The following is a 20720-nucleotide window of genomic DNA, read 5'->3' as shown; positions in this document are numbered from 1 at the left end:
GTTGGCATTATTTTGTTACACGGGAGAGTAGAGCAGGAAAGTGACATTTTTATGACGGAAGACGTGGGAAAAGGGATAGCCTTTTCTTGCTATCCCAATAGCTTATCAGGCTTAGCGGGCAGGAATATTGATGCCGCGCTGTACGGCTGGCCTTGCCAGTCCACGTTCCAGCCATTGGCCCACGAGCGGGAAGTTGTCGAACTCCACCACGTCGCGCGCTTCATAGAAACCAATCAGGTTGCGTACCCAGCCAAGCAGGGAGATATCGGCAATGGTGTATTCCGAACCGATGATCCAATCACGCCCTTGCAGCCGTTCTTCCAGCACTCCCAGCAGCCGTTTGGACTCCTTCTGGTAGCGTTCAAATGGCCGTTTGTCTTCATATTCACGTCCGGCGAATTTGTGGAAGAAGCCTAGCTGACCGAACATCGGCCCAACGGATGCCATCTGGAAAAACACCCACTGGATGGTTTCATAACGCAGGGAGGGGTCTTTGGGTAAAAACTTACCGCATTTCTCTGCCAGATACAGCAGGATAGCCCCAGACTCGAACAGCGCTAGCGGCTTACCGTCTGGGCCAGCGGGATCGAGGATCGCCGGGATTTTACCGTTAGGGTTGAGCGACAGGAACTCCGGCGTCCAGGTTTCATTTTTGCCGATGTCGATCAGATGCGCCTCATAAGGCAGGCCGATCTCTTCGAGCATGATGGAGACTTTCACCCCATTAGGGGTCGGCAGCGAGTAGAGTTGTAAACGTTCAGGATGCTTGGCGGGCCAACGTTTGGTGATCGGGAATGGGTTAATATCGGACATGATAACTCCTCGGGTGTGGCGGGTTCATCAACAGGCAAACCCATTGAGTATGGCAGTACCCATCCGCGTTTTTCAAATGCGACCAACATGGCAGCGCCTAGTGCGCCACCGAGATGAGCTTTGCGTTCGCTCCAGTCCAGGCACCGCCGGATTAATCGGCCAGACACTGTTGCTGGCAAATCAGCGCCATCAACCGGCAGAAGCGTTGATCTTGGCGGTGTTGCAGCAAACTCCGCCGATCCATACTACCCGCCGGTTTGCGCGACAGGCTACGTGGCTTGATGGCCAACCGCTGGCGGTGGGGCAGAGCGTATTGGTCCAGTTGAAAACGCCGCAAGAGAGTTTTGCCTTTGGTCATGGTGCTCATCGCTGCCCAGGAGAACGTTGGGCAAGGTTGATCGCCTTGGCGGGGATCGATCATTTATCCAAACTCAACCTTAAGCCCGAACTATTAAGCCAGTTTCGCTGGCGTGTTTCGCAAAATGCGCGTGTACCTGAATTTTATACTGCCGAGGAGAACGATGATGATCGCGGTGATTTTTGAACTACGTGCTGCCACTGGGCAGCGGGAAACCTATCTTGAGTTGGCGGCGGAGCTGAAACCGTTGCTGGCGGAAATTGACGGCTTTATCTCTATCGAACGTTTTCAAAGCCTGAGTGAACCGGACAAATTGTTATCGCTGTCGTTCTGGCGTGATGAGGCGGCGGTACAGCAGTGGCGCAACCTGGAGCAACACCGTCAAGCCCAGGCGCGTGGCAGGCATGAGGTGTTGGAATATTACCGGCTGCGGGTGGCCGAGGTGGTGCGGGATTATGGGTTGGAGCCGCGTGAGCAGGCTCCGGCGGATAGCCGCCATTTTCATCCTGATTAAATTCGTATTGGTGGTTATGTTTTGACGTGATACCTCCGCCACCACTAACCGCGCTCAGCGCGGTTTGTTATATTCAGAATGACACTTCAAAGTTCGCGATAGCGATATGAGAATTTTCCTAGTAAATTGTTGATTAATCTATAGCCATACTTTATTCTATATGTGTATAAGTGAAATTTTAAGAATACCCATATAGAAGAGTGAGCATGAGCAGTAAAATTATATTAAATCATCATGTTATCTACGATAAAAGCTCAGGTTCTCTGGTGGATATCGAGAAGAAGCATGATGAAATTGTCCTCACCACGCCAGCGAATAACTGTTTGCAAATTCTGTTAAAAAATAAACCTGAAATTACTACACAGAAAGAACTGTTTGAGGAAGTGTGGGAAAAATATGGCATTCCAATTAACACCAATACGCTGTACCAAAATATTGCCATGATACGAAAGGCCTTTCGGCAGTTAGGTCTTGAGGAGGATATCATTGTCACCATCCCAAGGCGCGGTATGTTGGTGGCAGATACGGTGGAGATTACTGAGTATGAAGAGTGCGTTGATAATAGGATAGACAACGAGGTTCAAATGGCTAATCGCACGTTGTCTACACCTATTCCTGACGATGGGCTAGGTGATTTAAGTAGCCATAATGCTGCATTTCATTATAACTTTAAAAAGATAAGCTTGGTATTTACCTCTGCTATTTTACTTTTTATTGTCATTGCCGCAGTGACGGACTTTATTTACGGTAAATATCTCAAAACACAAAGCAGGTTTTATCATTATTCGTACTGGGGTGACTATAATCAATGTCAACTCTACGTGTATGCTGATAATTATTTTATAAACAAAGTGAAAAGCAATGGCGGTAACATACCCATTAATGCTGATTTACATTGTGACAATAAAGAGCGGGTTTATATCTCACTTTATACTGGACTGCCGCGTGAGTCTTTTATTATTTGTGATGGTGATGCTTTAGATAAAGGAAGCAACTGTAGATCCAGATATCGCTACTTTATTGAGAGCTAATCATGAAAAGAAAATGGTGTTTAATTATTTCCATTCTATCAGTGACGGCAGTAATTGTCGTTGTAATTGACTATATGAATAAAAGACAACTCCGGGATGGCATCAGTTGTTACTCACAGGTGCAATATGATTATGTCTCAGATAAAAAAACGGTTGTTATACAAGCTGGGATATTTTTCTTGTTTTCAAATGGACATGGCGTGATCACCTATAGTGGAACACTAACTGACCAAGGTAATGAATACACCATTAAACGAGATGCCGAGGTAAGCTACACGGTGAGCAATGATAACTCATTTCTCATTCGAACCGACAAGCTCAATGTTGCGCCATTTGATACTCTGCCCGAACCCTTGGCTAAAAAATTCCTTTACAGTTATATCAGAGAACCGAATGGCTGGACGAATATCAGTATTCAACGCAATGGGGACAATGGCTATCTGATTTCGACTAATCCTATCCCGCAACTTTTATGCCGTTCTGTTAAGTAAGCCTAAATCTAACCCTTTTTATCATCGTCTTGTCATCTCTAATTAAGGTCATGCAGATTTCGCTAGCATGGCCTTTTATTTTATGTGTCTTAAATGCTCTAAAATAACGATTTAATACCATTTTTAATTTTTATATCAATTTGATTTATAACAAGTTTATTTTAATTATCCTTACTTTTTGTTTTTTAAGAAGAGTTCATTGCAATATTCACTCATTAGCGAATTAAGATAATCCTCATCGCAGCTTTGTAGATAACGATTACGGTTGTGGTGCATAAATTGAGAAAGGTGTGCGTATTAGCCGCTTCTTGATTAAGTGAAGTTTAAATTCAAAATTAACTGAATGGAAATAGTTATGAAAATGAATAAAATTGTATTGGCGATGGTGATGGCTTCCGGTATTTCTGCGTTTGGTGCGATTGCAGCAGATCCGGTGGTTGATCCGATTAAACCAGCCGATCAGGGTAGCGGTAACATTACTTTTACCGGTTCTATTATTGATGCGCCATGCTCAATTACGCCTGAGAGCTCTAACCAAACTGTCGATCTTGGCCAGGTGTCAAACTCATTATTGGCAAAGGCGGGAACTTCTACACCACGCAATTTCACCATTGATTTGGAAAAGTGTGATACTACGACCAAGCAAAACGTCGTCATCACCTTTGGTGGTTCTAAAGACGTTGAGAATGATAAGTTGCTGGGGATCACTGGTACTGCCAAAGGTGCTGGTATTGCCTTGACCGATGGTAGCGGTACGCAAATTACGCTGGGTGTCCCATCTGCGGCACGTGGTTTACTAGCAGGTAATAACGCACTGAACTTCTCTGCTTATCTGCAAGGTAATAAAGCCGATGGTACCGTAACGCCAGGTGAATTCTCCAGCGTTGCCAACTTTACGCTGACTTACCCTTAATCAATGAGGAGCATAGGGTATATACCCTATGCTTCGTCTTTTATGTGACTTAAATGGCGGATATTAACAATGGAATGTTATGTGTAAGGTCATCCAGACTCTGTTGTTTATAGCTCTGTTTTATTTTAATGCGGTGGTGTGGGCACAGGGTACGGTTAAATTACAAGGCGCTATTCTTGAGTCTGCCTGCGCAATCTCTCCGGATAATGTTTTTCAAACGCTTGAATTGGGGGTTATCCCACTAAAAACGCTTGAGCGCAATGGGATCAGCCAAGCCTATCCATTTAAAATACGACTGATTAATTGCGTTTTTTCCGATGATAGTGGTGACGGGAATAAGTCAATAGAAGTGACCTTTAGCCCTGGCAGTCATGGATCTGTTGAACCTTTGCAGGCGCGTGGTTTTGCCCTCATGGTTCAGGATGAAAAAGGCCATAAAATTACGCCTGGGGTTCCTTTGCCTGACATTCCGATTGATTCAGGTGAAATACTATTAAAATACAATATATTTTTAGTGGCTAATGGCAAGCAAGTGACATCAGGGAACTACTACACCACTATGAATATAGTCGTTAGCTATCGATGACCCTCATTTTTTCTTAAAAGTAATCTTATTTATATTTTGAAAATGGACTTTTATTTCTGGATAGAATTATGAATGGAATCAATAAGATTACTATGGCGATTTTTATTTCACTACTGGGGTTCAGTAAACTATCGCAAGCAATAGAATTCAACCTCGACGTGTTAGACGCGGAAGATCGAAACAACGTTGATTTGTCACGATTTTCACGGTTAGGCTATGTGATGCCGGGCAATTATATTATGGCTGTTTATCTTAATGAACAGAATATTGCCGATCGTGAACAAACCATCCCCTTTTATGCTGACACCAACGTTGCCAATACCACCAAGCTATGCTTTCCAGCCGCGTTGGTCAACCGGTTGGGCCTGACGGAAGAGGCCGCTAGCAAGGTCATTTTTTGGCACCAGAAAGAGTGTGCGGACTTCTCTGCATTACCGGGTTTGACGCTGAAGGGCGATATCGCCAGCGGTACGCTATACGTCAGTGCTCCTCAGGTCTTTCTGGAATACAGCGATCCAAATTGGTTGCCGTCGTCCCGCTGGGATAATGGCATTCCGGGGATACTGCTGGACTATAGCCTCAACGCGGCAACCAGCAAAAGTCACCAGGGAGAATCCTCACGCAACGCCAGCCTTAGCGGTACCGCAGGGGTTAATATCGGGTCTTGGCGGCTACGAGGAGATTATCAGGGCAACTATGAGTTCTCCTCTGCAACACGTCAGGCGCAACGTCGTTTTGACTGGAGCCGCTGGTACGCTTATCGGGCGCTACCTCGTTTGAATGCCACGCTGACGTTGGGTGAAAACTATTTTTATTCCGATATCTTCGATTCATTCCGTTTTACCGGTGTGGGCCTGGCGAGCGATGAACGTATGTTACCGCCTAACCTGCGTGGTTATGCTCCTGAAGTCCGCGGTATTGCTAAAACCAACGCCACTGTGACCGTTTCTCAACAAGGGCGGGTGATTTATGAAACTACCGTTGCCTCTGGGCCGTTTCGTATCCGGGACTTGAACCGTGCCGTCAGTGGCAGACTGGATGTTCTGGTGAATGAACAAGATGGCACCCAGCAAACCTTTGCTGTGGATACCGCCAATGTGCCTTACCTGACGCGGCCGGGGACGGTGCGTTATAAAACTGCCGTGGGCCGTCCATCTACCTATCAGCATCATATAGACGGGCCTTTGTTTGCCAGTGGCGAGTTCTCCTGGGGCGTGGCCAACAACTGGTCGCTTTATGGTGGAGCCGTTGGGGCAAATGATTATCAGGCCGTTTCTGTCGGGTTGGGACGGAATCTGTTTATGTTGGGGGCGTTGTCGGCAGATGTGACCCAGTCGACCGCCAGGCTGCCGGGACAAGAGGGTACCAAGAAAGGCAAGTCCTATCGGCTGAGCTATTCCAAGCGCTTTGATGAATTTGACAGTGAGGTCACGTTTGCGGGATATCGTTTTTCCGAGCGCGATTTTATGTCGATGGGACAATACCTGGATAGCCGCTTTGGGGGGAACGCCATCGCGCACAGTAAAGAGATGTATACCATAACGGCTAATAAAAGTTTTACGGCTGCCCGGCTAAGCCTGTATACCACCTACACCCACCAAAGCTATTGGGATCGCCAGCCGGAGGACAGCTATAGCCTGTCGGTAAGTCGTTACTTTGATTTTATGGGGCACAAGGATCTGTCGCTAAACGTGTCTGCTAGCCGCAGCCAGTATCAGCAGCGTTATAACGATGCCGTTTTTGTCAGCCTGTCTGTGCCGTTGGGCAGTGGCCAGAATTTGGGGTATAGCGGGCAGAGTTCAAATAACCGTTTGAGTCAGGCGCTGAGTTATAGCAATAACGTCGATATCAATAATAACTACCGAATTGCCGCCGGGGTAAATAATCTGGGCGGTCAGCAAACGGCGTCACAGGTTAATGGCTTTTACACTCACCGCGGCGATAACAGCGAAATCAGCCTGAATGCGGCTTACGTACAAAATGGCACCACTTCTGCCGGGTTTTCCATGCAAGGGGGACTAACCGCAACGGCAAAAGGAGCTGCACTGCATCCAGCAGGAACTAATGGCGGTACTCGTTTGATGCTAAGCACCGAGGGAATTGCTGGTGTACCGATCGAAGGGGATGCAGTTCGCAGTAATCGCTTCGGGATCGCCGTGTTGGCGAACGTGAATAGCTATTACCGTACGGATACCCGCGTAGATATTAATCAGCTTGCTGATGATGTAGAAGTCAGCAAAGGGGTAGTCGAATCGACGTTAACCGAGGGAGCCATTGGTTATCGGCGCTTTTCTTTGCTCAAAGGTGAAAAAGCACTGGCGGTTATTGTCATGCCTGACGGCAAACATCCGCCATTTGGGGCCAGCGTGGTTAACCCACAGGGGCGGGAACTGGCCATTATCAGTGATGGAGGCCTGGCCTATCTATCGGGTATTACTGCCGGGGAATCACTCAGTGTGAAATGGAATGGCGCTAAAGGGTGTCAGGTATCACTGCCTAATCCATTGCTGGTTCCGGGAAATTTATTATTACCGTGTCACACTATCAAGTAATCAAGAGATCATATTATGCGTAAATCAGCTTTCATGGTGTTTGTTTTTCTCACTATTACGTCTATTCATACGGCTTTTGCCGCGATTGCTCTGGATCGCACCAGGGTGATTTATGAAGGCGACAACAAAGCGATTAGTTTAAATATCAGTAATGAGAATAAGCAATTACCTTATTTGGCACAGGCGTGGGTCGAGGATCATGAACAGCAGAAAGTTACGGGGCCGTTAATTGTTACGCCTCCGATTCAGCGTCTTGAACCGGGTGCAAAAAGTATGGTGAGGATTTCAGCGTTGCCTGAGGCTAAAGCGCTGCCGCAGGATCGGGAAACGTTATTTTATTTTAATCTACGTGAAATCCCCCCGCGCAGTGATAAATCCAATGTGATGCAAATCGCCTTGCAGACCAAAGTGAAGCTGTTTTATCGCCCGGCATCCATTGTGACGAAACCAGGTACAGTTTGGCAAAACCAGTTGGTGCTGCATAAAACCGCCACGGGTTACCAGATTGAAAACCCGACGCCTTACTACATCACCGTGGCGGGGATTGCGGCGCGGGCAAAAGGGCGTGAAGACAACGGCTTTGTGCCAGTAACGCTGGCGCCGAAAAGCCGTACCGACGTGAAATCAACAGTCTTTGACGCGCCTGTTGTCACCTATATCAACGATTACGGTGGGCGGCCTGAACTGGCATTCACCTGTGTGCAGCAGCGCTGTAGCGTGAACGGCACACGGTGATGAAAACCGTGGATTTCATTAAATGGGGATTGGTTAGCACAATGGCGGCTTGGTCATTGCCAACGTTGGCAGAAAACCGCGCCCAGGTGGATGGCATGTTTGCTTCAATGGCGGTTAAAGGCACGATCGTCGAATCGGCCTGTACGCTCGAGATGGTTTCTGAAGACCAAACCGTCAGCCTGGGGGGCATAGCCAGCCATGTATTAAACCGGTTTGGTGACGAAGCGGCACCCGTCGCATTCCATTTATTGCTGCGCGACTGTGGGCACTGGGGGGGAGTAACTCGCAGTGCAACACATGGCAATAACCTGGTCTTGGGAGCAGGACAGCAAACGGTATCTATAACTTTGCGCAGCAAACAGCAGCAAGGTGGGTTGATCGCGGTAACAGGCCAGGCCAGGGGATTGGCTTTACGGCTGGAGGATGAACAACATCGCCAGTTATGGCCAGGGATACCCAGCCAGGCTCAGTTATTAATGCCTGGTGATAATCGCTTAACTTTTTACGTTATCCCACAGCGTACGACCGAACAGCTGATTCCCGGAGCTTTCTACGCCGTGGTTAATTTTCAGTTGAATTATGACTAATCAGCCTGTGATCCCGCAAGCTGGATGGAGGCCCTATGCTATGTAAATCTTTGCTTGCGATCCCCCTATTCCTGGTGCTTTGCGTATCGCAGGTACAAGCTGATGGTGGAACGGCTATGAATTTCAAAGGGCGAATTTTCGAACCCGCCTGTAAATTTAACGGTGGCAAAGCCATTGACGTCAATTTTGGCAAGGTGGGGATTAAAAAGGTAGATGGCGTAAAGTATTCACAATTCACTGTGGTCGATCTAAATTGTAAAGAAAGCCCGGGTAAAAAACTACGATTGCAGCTGCAAGGCGAAGCCATCGGCGGAGTAGGGAATATATTGACCACCAATATAGCCAACCTGGGTATTGCTCTCCAGGATGCCAACGGAAGGCCGATAGCTTTAAATCACTTCTTTGATGCGGTAGACCAAAAGACGTTCATTTTTATTGCCGTGCCGGTAAAAAGAGATACGACAATCCCTTTGGGGACAGGGCAGTTCAATGCCGTTGCGACGTTGGTATCAAGCTATTTTTAAGTGGAAGAGAACAGGATGTGTTATCGGGTCGTGTTAATTTTTTGCCTGTTGTTAGGGATTAATCGGACTCTCTCAGCACAGGATTATAATATATCTTTACATGGCGAGTTGGTTGAGGAGCCCTGTACTCTAAGTATGGCATCGGCTAATCAGACCGTTAAGTTAGGCAATGTCATTAAGAGTACACTTTATCTACATCAACGTACGCATAGCTATGGTTACTCCATTGTATTGGAGGATTGTGATATTAGCTTGGGGAACAGCGTTGAGATCGGTTTCAATGGCGTTGAGGACTTGCAACAGCCTGGTTTACTGGCAGTAAACGGGATGGCGAAAGGTATTGCAATAGGACTAGAGACCGAGAAGGGAAAACCGCTGGAGATTAACAAGACGATTGAATCTTATTTACTCCATGAAGGTAACCGTACTTTGAAGTTTGCCGCATACGTCAGTGCATCTGAGGCGGCTATTGAACACCAAGAAATTATTGAGGGCGATTTTACTGCGAATGTGGCATTTACCTTATATTACCCTTGATTATAGATGGTAAAAACTGCTGTGGAGTTATTCAAGATTTTAGCTTTGTTGAGGGAGTTATGCTGGGGATAGTGATAAAGGATAATAATGCCGCCTATGCATTGGGGTTGCGACTTGGTTTGGAGCAAGCGCTCTCTTCACGCGCAAAGACGGTTAGATATTTTGATTTGGCCGATGACGCATGGCGCTGTGATATTATCTTTCAACAAATCGGTCCAGGAACAGATTGCTTACTGGCAACGCCTTATATCCAGCAGGGGTTCAAGGGTGTTTTTTTTCCTATTGTGGAGCGTGATTCGAATGAAAAAGGGCACGATGAGGTATGCGAATGCTTAAGGCACTTTCCTATCATCTTCAGAGATGAGCCATTGGGCGCGGTGGTAGATAGAGTGGTTCGTCAACTGGAATGTTGCGAAAGAGTGAAGCATGTTGAGCATGACAGTATTATGACGAAATCATGCTGCGTTTGTGGCAGGCTTAGACTTTCTTCAAATGAAATGAAAGTGATTAAGCTACTATCTAAAGAGTATTCACTAACACGAATATCTTATGTTTTAAATAAAAGTGTAAAAACCATTTTCACGCAGAAAAAATCAGCAATGAAAAAGCTCAACCTGAAAAGTAACCAGGAACTCTATTCGTTTATCATTAATAACAAGGAAATCATCGGGTTGTTTTAATGTTGTGAAAATAGGGTTGGTGTCTTTAATACTTTCACTAAAATTTTATAAAAATAGATAAGGGTGGCTATGATCCTAAAAATGATACTTGCTGTATTACTTCTGTTCCCAACAGTGGTCAATGCTAGTGAGATGAAAAACACCTGTTGGCCGGGTGGGGTGAATAATGATTTCAACATTGGATTTAACCGTGGGGCTTTTTCTAGCAGCAAGGCGGGGGCAACGGCTGATTTTTATTTCATGCTGCCAATTGATTATATTGTGAACTGTTGGATAGACATCCAACCAGGTTCAAGTCCGAAGGTGATAGATTTTTTTAATCAATCCAAGATGGATTTACCACTATCAGAATTCGGTGATGGATTTTATAAGCTTAATGAAGATATTGATGTAAAAATTTCTATTGTTTGGTTTATTAATCATGCTGTTCCCAGCGAAACCGGTATTTGGGATGGAAATAACGATATCGTACCTAACGGAATTCATTCATTTTACGTACGGTTTGGTAGCCGAACAGATAAAAATATTATTACACTGCGTTTGCGCCGCGATCAACTAGGTGGCATGTTGATAATTCCAGCAAATGTAAAATTATTCCGGGCTTTTCGTTCAGTATGGAGTCAGACGGTTTTTAATGACACCCCTTTCGTGAGTGTCTCGACAGCAGGGCAATTTATTCCGGTCCCCATAGTGTGTACCATTAATAACGGTGCCGCTATTGAGGTGGACTTTGGTGATATTGATAATACACAGATCAGTAACGATGGGAGCCGTTATGTCAAAACCGTCCCGCTGCAATACCGTTGTAACACCGCGGTGACACAAGATATTGATATTAATCTTATTGCGACCCCAGCGGTTTTCTCGTCAGACTTTATTGCCACCACGCTGCCTGATGACATTGGGGTAGCAGTCAGATATAACGGCCAAATAGTCAAACCGAACCAAAAATTCGCTACCACGCTACTCAACGGTGTTGGGCAAGATGAGTTACAGGTGGCTCCGGTGATCAGGGATGTGACAAAGGCCATTACCGGCAGTTTCACTGCATCTGCAACCTTGATCATGACGCTGCACTGATTAGCGCCAGGCCGTTGGTTTGCCGTATGAGCCGGGATGGAACTCAGCGTCTGTCATCAGACGCTGAGTTCAGCCTACTTTAATGTTAAATCTCTCAGAATGGCTTGGTTGGCAGATACTTACCATCCAGCGTGATCACCGCGCGTTCACCGCCATCGGGGTCTTGGACCTTTTTGATATCCAGCTTGAAGTTGATCGCGCTGATCACTCCGTCACCAAACTGTTCATGCACCAGCGCCCGCAGGGTTGAGCCGTAGATCTGCACCATCTCGTAGAAACGATAGATGGTCGGGTCGGTCGGCACACCGCCGGGGATACTGCCGCGTACCGGGATGGTTTGCAGCAGGCGCACCGCATCTTCATCCAAATCCAGCTTAGCCGCTACTACACGGGCGGCCTGTTCCGGCAACGGATGCTGGCCAAGCAGTGCGGCGGTAACAAACGCCAAGCTCAAGCCGGTGTCTTGATTAATGGCTTCAAAGGTCAGGCCTTTACGGACTTTAGCCTCCATGATGATGTCGGTCAGGTTTTGGCGTGCTGAAACGCTATTTAGTGATTGTGTCATGTTGACTCCAATAGGTTTGGTAGATTAGAAACGTTGCATAGCTGGGCTGGCGGTGACGCTCGGGTTGCTCGCCAGCGGCACGAAACGGCGGGTATTGCCATCTAATGCATCAATACAGCCGGTAGCGATATCGTAGATCCAGCCATGCAGCCGCAGATTGCCTCGATCGAGCGCCAGCGCGACCGAAGGATGAGTTTTCAGGTTGGTGAGTTGGGCGATGACGTTTTCACGCACCATCGAGTTAATGCGATCGTGCTCGCTGGCGTGTTCATTGGCCTGATTGACTGCCTTGGCGGCATCGGCATAGCGCAGCCAGTTGGCCACGGTGGGCATATGATCCAGGCATTTGCAGGTGGCGATGGCGGTCATAGCGCCGCAATCGGAGTGGCCGCAAATCACGATATCCTCTACCCCCAGCGCGGCAACGGCATATTCCACCGAAGCCGAAACGCCACCAGGTTCAGGCCCGAAAGAAGGGACAATATTGCCCGCGTTGCGGATGACGAACAGGTCGCCTGGTTCGCGTTGGGTGATCAGCTCCGGCACCAATCGGCTGTCGGAACATGAGATAAATAGGGTGCGTGGGTTCTGGCTGGTGGCCAGACGTTTGAACAGCTCTGTACGCTCAACAAAAGCCTCGCGCTGGAACTTCAGAAAACCGTCAATAACCTCTTGCATGGTGACTCCATCAATGTGTGGCTCGCTTTCAATGGAGGCAAGAATGGACTTTTCTAGCTATAGGTTCCAAGACTCATTTATAATTGTCACGATAGGGATAACTAATAGTTGAGGCGTTATGTTACTGCGGCACATACGTTACTTTCTGGCGGTGGCGGAGCAGGGGAACTTCACCCGGGCGGCGGAGGTGCTGCATGTTTCTCAGCCGACCTTGTCACAGCAGATCAAACAGTTGGAAGAGACGTTACAGGTAGAGCTGTTCGACCGTTCCGGGCGTAGGGTGCAACTCACCGATGCGGGTCAGGCGTGGATGCGCTATGCCCGGCTGGCGTTACAGGATCTGGAGGCTGGCAAGCGGGCCATTCAGGATGTTGCGACGTTGGAACGCGGCAACCTGCGCTTGGCCATGACGCCGACCTTTACCTCTTACCTGATTGGCCCGTTGGTCGACGACTTTTTCAGGCGCTACCCAGGGATTACCCTGAACATCCGTGAGATGACGCAGGATAAGATGGAGGCGTTATTGTGCGATGACCAATTGGATCTGGGGATTGCCTTCGAGCCGGTTCATTCTACGGATGTAACCGCTACCAGGCTGTTCACGGAGCGGCTGCAACTGATGGTGGGGAAGGGACATCAGCTTGCCAAGCGCCGCGCTGCCTTGAGTGTAGCGGAGGTGCAACAGGTATCATTGGTGCTACTCAACGGCGACTTCGCCACGCGTCATTATGTAGATGAATATTGCCAGCAGCACTCCATCCATCCTCAGGTAGCCATGGAGGCGAATGCGATTAGCGCCATCGTCGAGATTGTGCGTCACGGCCAGCTCGCGACCATTCTGCCGCAGGCCATCGCACGGAGTAACCCGCTGCTGCTGCCTATCAAGCTGTCGGTTCCCATGCCCGAGCGCCACGCAGTGGTGCTGCAACGCAAAGAGGGATATCGCAGCGCCGCTTCACGGGCGTTGATTGCGATGTTGCAAGATCAGGTCAAGGAAATGGGCTAAAAAAGTGACTGGTTTAGTTATCTGTTAATGCGTTCTGCAGGAGATATTTAGCTGGCGAATATCTCCACACCCCGAGCGCCGAGCAAATCTTCACCAAAACTTCCCACGATCTCTGTGTTGCGTTATGGCATAATGCGCGCCAAATCACATTCCCAATCAAATTAAGAGCGAGTGCTGTTTTAAGCACTAACAACATCACAATGTTGTTTCATATGTAAAATAAAATGCATCTTATTTATTATCAATAGCTTATTATTTTTTTATCAACTATTAACGTGAAAATTAATTTAAGTGTTCAGATTGCAAAGTTGAGCATACAATATTGACTTTATAGTGTGGTGTTGGTAGATCTATTTGTAGCATAAAGTTATGGAGAGATTACCAATAATGGAAGACTTAGGGACATTTAGAATTAAATTTGCTTATTTTCATAGAGCTTGGGATCGTGAATCTGATTCTGTTCAGGTGTTGAAATCTCAAGGAAGGAGAGTGCTCCCACATGAATTTACCTTAGAAATGGATGGATTTATTTTTTGTCCTGAATGTCACACACCAATATCTAGAAGACCCAAGAATAAAGAAAAAATGACAAACGGCAGAAATGCTAGTTTTGTACATCTGCCGTCTTATAGACATATAGGGTGCAATTTAAGAGTAAACAAAGGTGGTGGCAGAAGATTTGAAACAGAGGAGGAAGCCAAAAAGGCTATTGCGGATGAGCAATTGGCCATTATCAGTGCATTTATAGTTGAACGGCCAGAAATAAAGGATGTTAAAAAAGGGAATTTCGATCATTCATTTATTGAAGATATAAATGGTGAAGTTAGTGATGTACCAATAAGCAGGCATACGGGGGAATCATTTAAATTACCAAGTAAAATTACAACTGTATCAGGATTGTGCAGAAATTTTGATGATAACTATTATAAGTATTTTGTTTTTCCAGGAGATACGAATGCTAGAAGATTGGACAGTATACTTGTAGATGTTAATAGAGTTAATGACATATGCGATATTCCTAAGTTATATTTTGGAAAAGTGCAAAGTAGTGTTAGTGGTCCATGGGATCATTCAATCAGAATGACTAAGATTTTTTGGAACAGATCAGGGGATTTTTTGGATTTTTATTTTAAACAAAATAATAAAGACTCAAAAGATCATGGGATTGATGATAATTGCCGAGGGAGAATTATTCTGATGTATGGCAAGGTTGAAAGAAATGGCCTTGGTTTATGTTTGAGTAACGTAGGATGGGGCGAGTTCTCACTTCTACCAGAAAAATACAAATACCTTTTTGAACATTGATTTTTAAGAAATTGAAAATAATATTATTGGAATATACTCGGAATTGTGCATTATAAGTTTTCTTTAAAAAAAGTAAAAAATTTGTTCCCAGCATAATTTATTTCTATACTTTATATCCATTAGGTATTTTGCGTGAAAAATCGTGTTGCTTGAGATAGTAGAGTAAATTCTAAGGGTATAACAATATATCTTATATTTGTAATTTCATATCAATTATAAATGGGTTAAGAATAAGGCTATTTTTAATATTACGGAGAGAAGATAATGGCAGATCAAACACTGAATGTTTTTATCGATACGAACATGCTTCTGAATTTTTATAGATTCCATAAAGATGATTTGGAGGAACTAGAAAAAATATTTGCATTACATCAATATGGAAAAGTGAAAATATGGATGCCAAAATTAATAAAGGATGAGTTTTGGAGAAATAGGAGTAAGGTTGTAGCAGAACATGTTCAAACAATTACGGAGGGAAATAAACTTAATATTCCTAATATTATAAAAAAGCACGATAAAACAGAAGAGTTAAAACAGGTATATAAAGAGTTTAATAGGTTGAGAAGTGAGATACTAGATAGTATCAAGAAAGAATTTATTGAAGAGAAACTCCCCGCAGATCTAGTTATAAAAAAGATTTTGGAAAATTCAGTGGTAATAGAAGCAACTCCCGAGCGTATAGCTAAAGGTATCCAGCGATTCGACCTCGGCAATCCCCCAGGTAAAAATAAATCTTATGGCGATGCTGTAAACTGGATCTGTTTACTTGAGGGCCTTCCAAAAGGTGAAACACTTTACTTAATTTCTCAGGATAAAGATTATAAGAGCGATTATATTGAAGATGGAATCAATGAATTCTTACGACATGAATGGCAAAGCCGTAAAGAGTCAGATGTGATAATCTATTCCCGACTATCAGAGTTTACATCAAAGCATTTTCCACAAGCAAATAAGCTCGCTGAACTTGAAACTAACATCCTTATTGATGAACTTTCTGAGTCTGGAAGTTTTACTTCTAGCCATGCTGCGGTCGCAAAGTTGAATACGATCAACGAGTTTTCTACAACACAAATTGAAAATATTTTAACTTCCTATACTAATAACAATCAAGTGCGTTGGATTGCATCTGATAAAGACATGCGCGAGTTTGCTGAAAAACTGCTAGCAAAAGTACCCAGCGGTTTCAACCAAGAGCTTATCGATAAGGTAAGTAAGTATATTGAAGGTTGATGTACATTCTCTCGTTGATATGATATCCAAATCAATGTACTAGTAAGCCATTCCAATTTGAGGAATGGCTTACTATACAAATTACATTACTAATTACCCAAGTGTTCAATTTGTTTTAATATCCAATAATTATTATGATGTACATCATTCTGAACTTTTTTGATAACTTGGTTCATTGAGAATTCAGGACTATTTTTAATGTACTGAGTATTAAGATAAATAGCTGTATCTCTCGGTATCCCTTGGTTTGTCAGGTTTTTGGATACAACTGTATAAGTTCCATTTTCAATATGACTCAAAATATTATTTTCTTTATCTCCAAGATCTGCTAATGGTTTCAAAAACATAGGTAAACCATAACTAACTGTTCTTGTTATTATTTTAATTGCATCATCTATTGATTTGCTTACATCTTTAGAATTAGAAAAGTCACGTTCTTCTAATATATCTTTTAGCGGGATTTCTCTACACCACTTAGTTGCGTTTATACAAACAGAGTAGATGAATATCTCATTTATTTCTTTTGAAATATATTTTTTAAAATAATATGGGAATATTTTTGCCATTTTCAATATTGCACTTTGTAATTGTGATGTAAGGTTTTTACTCCATATGGTTGATGGGAGAGTTAGAAATTTATCTTTATTCTTCTCGATGAATAAAAGCTCGAGATCAAATGGATCCCAATACCTATTATTTAGTATATAATGTCTAGGCGATTGCAATTTAGATATATAGTGTAAGGCGTGCGTTGCCACTTCCGAAGAAATATTTATACCTACTTCTCGCAGCATTTTTATTCCACTCATACCATTTTTATAAAGAGTATTTCTGATGTATGTCAATAAGTGCTTATATTCTCCATCTATTAAAATATTATTTGTCATTAATATTCTTTCAATTTCGGTCTGAGAAGCTCGATATGAACTTCCGTAACCTACAGTTATTTCTTTCTCAAATGTTTTAATCGTGTTCTTGAAGTTATTATCATTTTCTTCACTTAGGAAGGTGGGTTCATCAAGAACGATCGTTCTTCCAATAAACTCTTTTAATAACCTTCCAGCACGACCTCTTAAATTAGAAAACTCATAGTCAGAAAGTTTTGATTGTGCTATTCCACTCTTACGTCTTATGTATAAATTAGGGTTCCTAATAATTACATTTGAAGCAGGGAAGTTAACTCCTTGCATTAAGGTTGTCGTACAGACAACATTATCAATAACGCCATCTACAAAAGCATTCTCAATCGACGATCTTATATGTAAAGGTAAGCTACCGCTATGATAAGCAATTTTTTTTGTTACGGTACGAGCAAGATCATATTCTGTATGAACGAAGTCTTTTATATAATCAGATAGACTATTAATTAACACATCATCATAATTATTAATATCTCTCTCGAAAAGAGCTATTGCAGTCTTTCTCGCTTGATCTGGAGTTGGAGAAAAAATAATATTTTTAGGTTTTCGACCTATATTAATTATTAAGTTGCTAAGGAAATCATGAAAGTAATCGTTGTACATTACTTTTTTTGATGGGGGCAGCATACTATCATTAGATATCAGCACTCTATTATGACTATCTAAGAATGGTGTGTATTGGTTAAGATACGCAGTTTTTTCATGATAACTTATTGAGTAAGTTATATTCAAAACAGGAGGGACAATATCTTCAACTACGTGACATTTACCTTTAAATATACTATTACTCAAATCCCCAATGTTTCTTAGCCCAGGTCCGCTTAATATTACTTGTTTTACCGAGTCTGTCCTGTCTATTTCTTTTAGTACATCATATAAAATCTTGGATCTTTGGCTATCATCATTAGCAACTCTTTCAATATTTTGTATTTCATCGATAATAATGATTTCACAGGTGAAATTTGTATCTTCTTTATTGAAGAACGAAATTAACCGCTCCTGAGTGAGTATGTATATTTTGTTATCAAAGTCGTCGTCGTATAAATTATTCAACACTTTTATATGAGACAACTGCATTTTCTTTAATAGAAGGGACAGATCTTTTGTTACCTGGTTAATCAAACTTATTGTAGGAACTATATAGACAAATCTTGAAAATCCTGAAAGTATATCTTTTATGATTCTCAAATAAATAACAAATGATTTACCCGCAGACGTTGGTGCTGATATTGCGACATATTTATATTTCTCAGAGGCATCCCAAACGTTTCTTTGGAAATTTGATAAAACGTAATTTTCATCACCGATGCTTACTGTATGTTCTTGTTGTGATATGGCAACTTGTAACTGATTTAGATAACTATTGAAAGCATAATATTTTTTATTCTCAGCGTAATTACTATCTAATAAAATTGTTGATGGCGAGAAACCAATCCTTGTTAATTGTAAAATGAATATTTCTCGCAACGAACTCTTGTAGTTATCGTCACAATACTCCCAGCATAATGCTATAATAAGTATAGTCTTTTCTTTCGATTCTATAGTTCCTTGTCGAGATAGCTTTTCTGATGTACTGACAATTTTTATTAAGTCATCATATTCAATATTCGATGGCTTTTCATCTATGAACTGAAGATTCGCGGCAATGTTGAAAAGTTCAATCGTTAGCAACTTTTTCAGTACATTATATTCCATTATCAAATTCCTTTAACAATTCATCCAAACGCCAAAATGGAAATATTAGATAATGTATTTTTGTAACCAGAAACTTATCTATCCCTCCATTTATTAAAGTTGGGCATTTTACACTTTTAGCTCTTTCAAGAATGACAGATTTAATTTTTTCTTTTATCTCATCATCATTTATACTCGAAATGTCTTTGTTTTCTTGATAAGCTATACAACAAACTAGCTCTATATTTACCTTGGGCAAGGAGCCTTCTTTTAATTTCTCCGCTATATCCTGTAATTCTTCGTCTATAAATTCATCATAAACGTATAGCTCTAATTCTTTATAAAATTTCTGATAGGTGTTAAATATACTATTAATCGATTCTTCGAATGCCTCATTGAACTTATATTTCGATTTATAGCATTTTGATTCACCCAAATAAAATGTATTATTATTATCTTTAAGTGTGTAATGAACAGCATCTGCGCCAAATCTTTCAAGTGATGTATTTGTTGTTATCCTCATTTTCCTTAATAATGGTGGTGCTTTAAAAAAATATTGTAATAAATTAAACAGTATTAGTTCTCCAAATTGCCCTTGAGGAGCACCACTTCGGAATTTAGAGAATGCCAGTTGTTGTATGTGGGATGTGACGCTCTGAATATCATTATCTCTTTTAGGTAATTCTTTTTCTAAAATTTTTTGGTATCTCGATTTACTATATACCCAATTGCATACGGTATTTTTTAATTCCCGCAAAAAATCTTCTTTCCGTTCTTGTAATCCATTATAGTTTATTGCCAATCCTCGATGGCTTGCCCCTTGTGGATGGGGTAACGTATCTTCAAACCAATACATATACTTTGCCAGAGAGCTAACATTAGAAAGGAGAGTTGCAATCTTTTTTTCGTCCATGTACATGCAGTATCTCGAAAGAGCAAATTTGCTACCATCTTAGCTCTTATGTATTAGATTTTATAGTGTATAAAAATACAGTTAGATCATTAGGGTTTGAATAAATCATACACCTGAATATCAAAGCCTGTTGCTAAAATTCCAATGACCACTAATGTCGGATTCCTCACCCCTCGTTCTATCCCACTTACATAGGTGCGGTCTAGCCCGCACTTATCAGCGAACTCTTCCTGTGACCATCCACGCTTTTTGCGCAGTTCTCGAACACGTTGGCCAAATTTGATTTGAAGTTCATTTTTCATCTAACAAGCATCATGTTTTGTTGCTTATCAGACCACGGACTATGAGTCACATTTTGTTTGTGTTAATGTGACTCATAGGCATCAATAAATTGTACGTAAAACACTCTTTTTGTTAATATTCATGCTGTTAGTAATTGATAGGAGCGTATAGTAATGAAGAAATGTATGTTGCCACTTTTAGTGGTATTTCCGGCTACAGTCTTGGCATGGGCTCCGGCAGACCCTTTCAAGTATCCTGATGAGTATACAAACCCTTATAACCAGAGTGAGTGGAGCAAAGATGCCCCATACGAAATGGCTCTCTTCTACAACAACAATACTGATCAGTTCTCAATGGCATTCCGCGCTCTTCGTAGCGATAGACTCATCAGATTTTCGAGTGGTGATACGCCGAACAATGTGGAGATTTCTGGTTGTAAGAAAGAAATCAGAGGTTCCTTAGAGTATGGAGCAGGGCTACCAAGACTCACGCTGAAAACTGCAGGAAATCGCGAGCTGAAAACTCTTTTCCTTGACTGTGCGGATGTCTTCTTCCGTGTTTCAGAGCGGGGAAGTCAACAAACCTATAAACCAGTAGCAGGAAGCATAAGCCGGATGCAATGGAGAGACTTAGTTAAAGACGGCACTATTTCTGTTAATTGATAGGGATTGACCTGCTCCCCGTTGATTAGTACACCCCGATGTTAGTAATGTCTTCATAAGCCACATGAGGACATCCCCATGAAG

General features: G+C 42.9%; 23 protein-coding genes and 1 pseudogene. 16 read left to right on the top strand and 8 right to left on the bottom strand.

What is annotated here, in order from left to right:
- Positions 1 to 111: 111 nt before the first annotated feature.
- The 3 genes and pseudogenes from KAJ71_RS12535 to KAJ71_RS12525 form a co-directional block, all read right to left on the bottom strand.
- On the bottom strand, positions 112 to 813 hold the full coding sequence (locus KAJ71_RS12535) for a glutathione S-transferase N-terminal domain-containing protein (protein ID WP_248946036.1): 702 nt from the start codon (positions 811 to 813) through the stop codon (positions 112 to 114).
- 56 nt (positions 814 to 869) lie between these two features.
- Positions 870 to 962: pseudogene (locus KAJ71_RS12530) on the bottom strand (transcriptional regulator); the annotation flags it as partial.
- Between the two features lie 2 nt (positions 963 to 964).
- Positions 965 to 1234, bottom strand: a complete 270-nt coding sequence (locus tag KAJ71_RS12525) for a hypothetical protein (RefSeq protein ID WP_248946035.1) — start codon at positions 1232 to 1234, stop codon at positions 965 to 967.
- Between the two features lie 103 nt (positions 1235 to 1337).
- Here KAJ71_RS12525 and KAJ71_RS12520 point away from each other — a divergent pair, with 103 nt between their 5' ends.
- The 12 genes from KAJ71_RS12520 to KAJ71_RS12465 all read left to right on the top strand — a co-directional run bounded on the left by KAJ71_RS12520 (position 1338) and on the right by KAJ71_RS12465 (position 11401).
- The gene (locus tag KAJ71_RS12520) at positions 1338 to 1685 is read left to right on the top strand and encodes an antibiotic biosynthesis monooxygenase family protein (protein WP_248946180.1); all 348 of its coding nucleotides are present in this window, start codon (positions 1338 to 1340) and stop codon (positions 1683 to 1685) included.
- Positions 1686 to 1891: 206 nt separating this feature from the next.
- Positions 1892 to 2716: a winged helix-turn-helix domain-containing protein gene (locus KAJ71_RS12515; protein WP_248946034.1), complete on the top strand. Its 825-nt coding sequence runs from the start codon at positions 1892 to 1894 to the stop codon at positions 2714 to 2716.
- Positions 2717 to 2718: 2 nt separating this feature from the next.
- Positions 2719 to 3207: a FidL-like protein gene (locus tag KAJ71_RS12510; protein ID WP_248946033.1), complete on the top strand. Its 489-nt coding sequence runs from the start codon at positions 2719 to 2721 to the stop codon at positions 3205 to 3207.
- Between the two features lie 355 nt (positions 3208 to 3562).
- Entirely contained in the window at positions 3563 to 4120 is a 558-nt protein-coding gene (locus KAJ71_RS12505; protein ID WP_248946032.1) for a fimbrial protein, read from the top strand.
- Between the two features lie 79 nt (positions 4121 to 4199).
- The gene (locus tag KAJ71_RS12500) at positions 4200 to 4706 is read left to right on the top strand and encodes a fimbrial protein (RefSeq protein ID WP_248946031.1); all 507 of its coding nucleotides are present in this window, start codon (positions 4200 to 4202) and stop codon (positions 4704 to 4706) included.
- A 68-nt stretch (positions 4707 to 4774) separates the two neighbouring features.
- On the top strand, positions 4775 to 7258 hold the full coding sequence (locus tag KAJ71_RS12495) for a fimbria/pilus outer membrane usher protein (protein ID WP_248946030.1): 2484 nt from the start codon (positions 4775 to 4777) through the stop codon (positions 7256 to 7258).
- 15 nt (positions 7259 to 7273) lie between these two features.
- The gene (locus KAJ71_RS12490; RefSeq protein ID WP_248946029.1) at positions 7274 to 7993 is read left to right on the top strand and encodes a fimbria/pilus periplasmic chaperone; all 720 of its coding nucleotides are present in this window, start codon (positions 7274 to 7276) and stop codon (positions 7991 to 7993) included.
- A 41-nt stretch (positions 7994 to 8034) separates the two neighbouring features.
- A complete protein-coding gene (locus KAJ71_RS12485) occupies positions 8035 to 8580 on the top strand; it encodes a fimbrial protein (protein WP_248946028.1) in 546 nt (181 codons plus the stop codon).
- 35 nt (positions 8581 to 8615) lie between these two features.
- Positions 8616 to 9104, top strand: coding sequence for a fimbrial protein (locus tag KAJ71_RS12480; RefSeq protein ID WP_248946027.1), 489 nt, complete (start codon positions 8616 to 8618; stop codon positions 9102 to 9104).
- 15 nt (positions 9105 to 9119) lie between these two features.
- Positions 9120 to 9641: a fimbrial protein gene (locus KAJ71_RS12475; protein WP_283106750.1), complete on the top strand. Its 522-nt coding sequence runs from the start codon at positions 9120 to 9122 to the stop codon at positions 9639 to 9641.
- Positions 9642 to 9700: 59 nt separating this feature from the next.
- Entirely contained in the window at positions 9701 to 10321 is a 621-nt protein-coding gene (locus KAJ71_RS12470; RefSeq protein WP_248946025.1) for a helix-turn-helix transcriptional regulator, read from the top strand.
- A gap of 69 nt (positions 10322 to 10390) precedes the next feature.
- A complete protein-coding gene (locus KAJ71_RS12465) occupies positions 10391 to 11401 on the top strand; it encodes a fimbrial protein (RefSeq protein ID WP_248946024.1) in 1011 nt (336 codons plus the stop codon).
- A gap of 94 nt (positions 11402 to 11495) precedes the next feature.
- On the opposite strand, the gene cynS is transcribed toward KAJ71_RS12465, so the two are convergent.
- Both cynS and KAJ71_RS12455 read right to left on the bottom strand, forming a co-directional pair.
- Complete coding sequence (cynS, locus tag KAJ71_RS12460) at positions 11496 to 11966, bottom strand: cyanase (RefSeq protein WP_248946023.1); 471 nt, start codon at positions 11964 to 11966, stop codon at positions 11496 to 11498.
- Positions 11967 to 11990: 24 nt separating this feature from the next.
- Positions 11991 to 12644, bottom strand: coding sequence for a carbonic anhydrase (locus tag KAJ71_RS12455; protein ID WP_021180560.1), 654 nt, complete (start codon positions 12642 to 12644; stop codon positions 11991 to 11993).
- Between the two features lie 118 nt (positions 12645 to 12762).
- On the opposite strand from KAJ71_RS12455, the gene cynR reads away from it, so the two are divergent.
- From cynR to KAJ71_RS12440, 3 genes are all read left to right on the top strand, one after another.
- Positions 12763 to 13650: a transcriptional regulator CynR gene (gene cynR, locus KAJ71_RS12450; protein WP_248946022.1), complete on the top strand. Its 888-nt coding sequence runs from the start codon at positions 12763 to 12765 to the stop codon at positions 13648 to 13650.
- 387 nt (positions 13651 to 14037) lie between these two features.
- The gene (locus KAJ71_RS12445) at positions 14038 to 14955 is read left to right on the top strand and encodes a hypothetical protein (protein WP_248946021.1); all 918 of its coding nucleotides are present in this window, start codon (positions 14038 to 14040) and stop codon (positions 14953 to 14955) included.
- Between the two features lie 264 nt (positions 14956 to 15219).
- Positions 15220 to 16185, top strand: a complete 966-nt coding sequence (locus KAJ71_RS12440; RefSeq protein WP_248946020.1) for a PIN domain-containing protein — start codon at positions 15220 to 15222, stop codon at positions 16183 to 16185.
- An 89-nt stretch (positions 16186 to 16274) separates the two neighbouring features.
- Here the strand turns inward: KAJ71_RS12440 and KAJ71_RS12435 are convergent, their stop codons facing one another.
- The 3 genes from KAJ71_RS12435 to KAJ71_RS12425 form a co-directional block, all read right to left on the bottom strand.
- The gene (locus KAJ71_RS12435) at positions 16275 to 18800 is read right to left on the bottom strand and encodes a DEAD/DEAH box helicase (RefSeq protein ID WP_248946019.1); all 2526 of its coding nucleotides are present in this window, start codon (positions 18798 to 18800) and stop codon (positions 16275 to 16277) included.
- The gene (locus tag KAJ71_RS12430; protein WP_248946018.1) at positions 18790 to 19692 is read right to left on the bottom strand and encodes a HamA C-terminal domain-containing protein; all 903 of its coding nucleotides are present in this window, start codon (positions 19690 to 19692) and stop codon (positions 18790 to 18792) included. Before KAJ71_RS12430 ends, KAJ71_RS12435 begins: the two co-directional genes overlap by 11 nt.
- 89 nt (positions 19693 to 19781) lie before the next feature.
- Positions 19782 to 19994 carry a helix-turn-helix domain-containing protein gene (locus KAJ71_RS12425; RefSeq protein ID WP_248946017.1) on the bottom strand — a complete coding sequence of 71 codons (213 nt, stop codon included), beginning with the start codon at positions 19992 to 19994 and terminating at the stop codon, positions 19782 to 19784.
- Positions 19995 to 20147: 153 nt separating this feature from the next.
- Here KAJ71_RS12425 and KAJ71_RS12420 point away from each other — a divergent pair, with 153 nt between their 5' ends.
- Positions 20148 to 20636: a hypothetical protein gene (locus tag KAJ71_RS12420; protein ID WP_248946016.1), complete on the top strand. Its 489-nt coding sequence runs from the start codon at positions 20148 to 20150 to the stop codon at positions 20634 to 20636.
- Positions 20637 to 20720 lie beyond the last annotated feature (84 nt).

It is taken from the genome of Serratia silvae, from assembly GCF_023282985.1.
GTDB classification, from domain to species: domain Bacteria; phylum Pseudomonadota; class Gammaproteobacteria; order Enterobacterales; family Enterobacteriaceae; genus Chania; species Chania silvae.
This window is presented reverse-complemented; position numbering and strand designations above follow the sequence as displayed.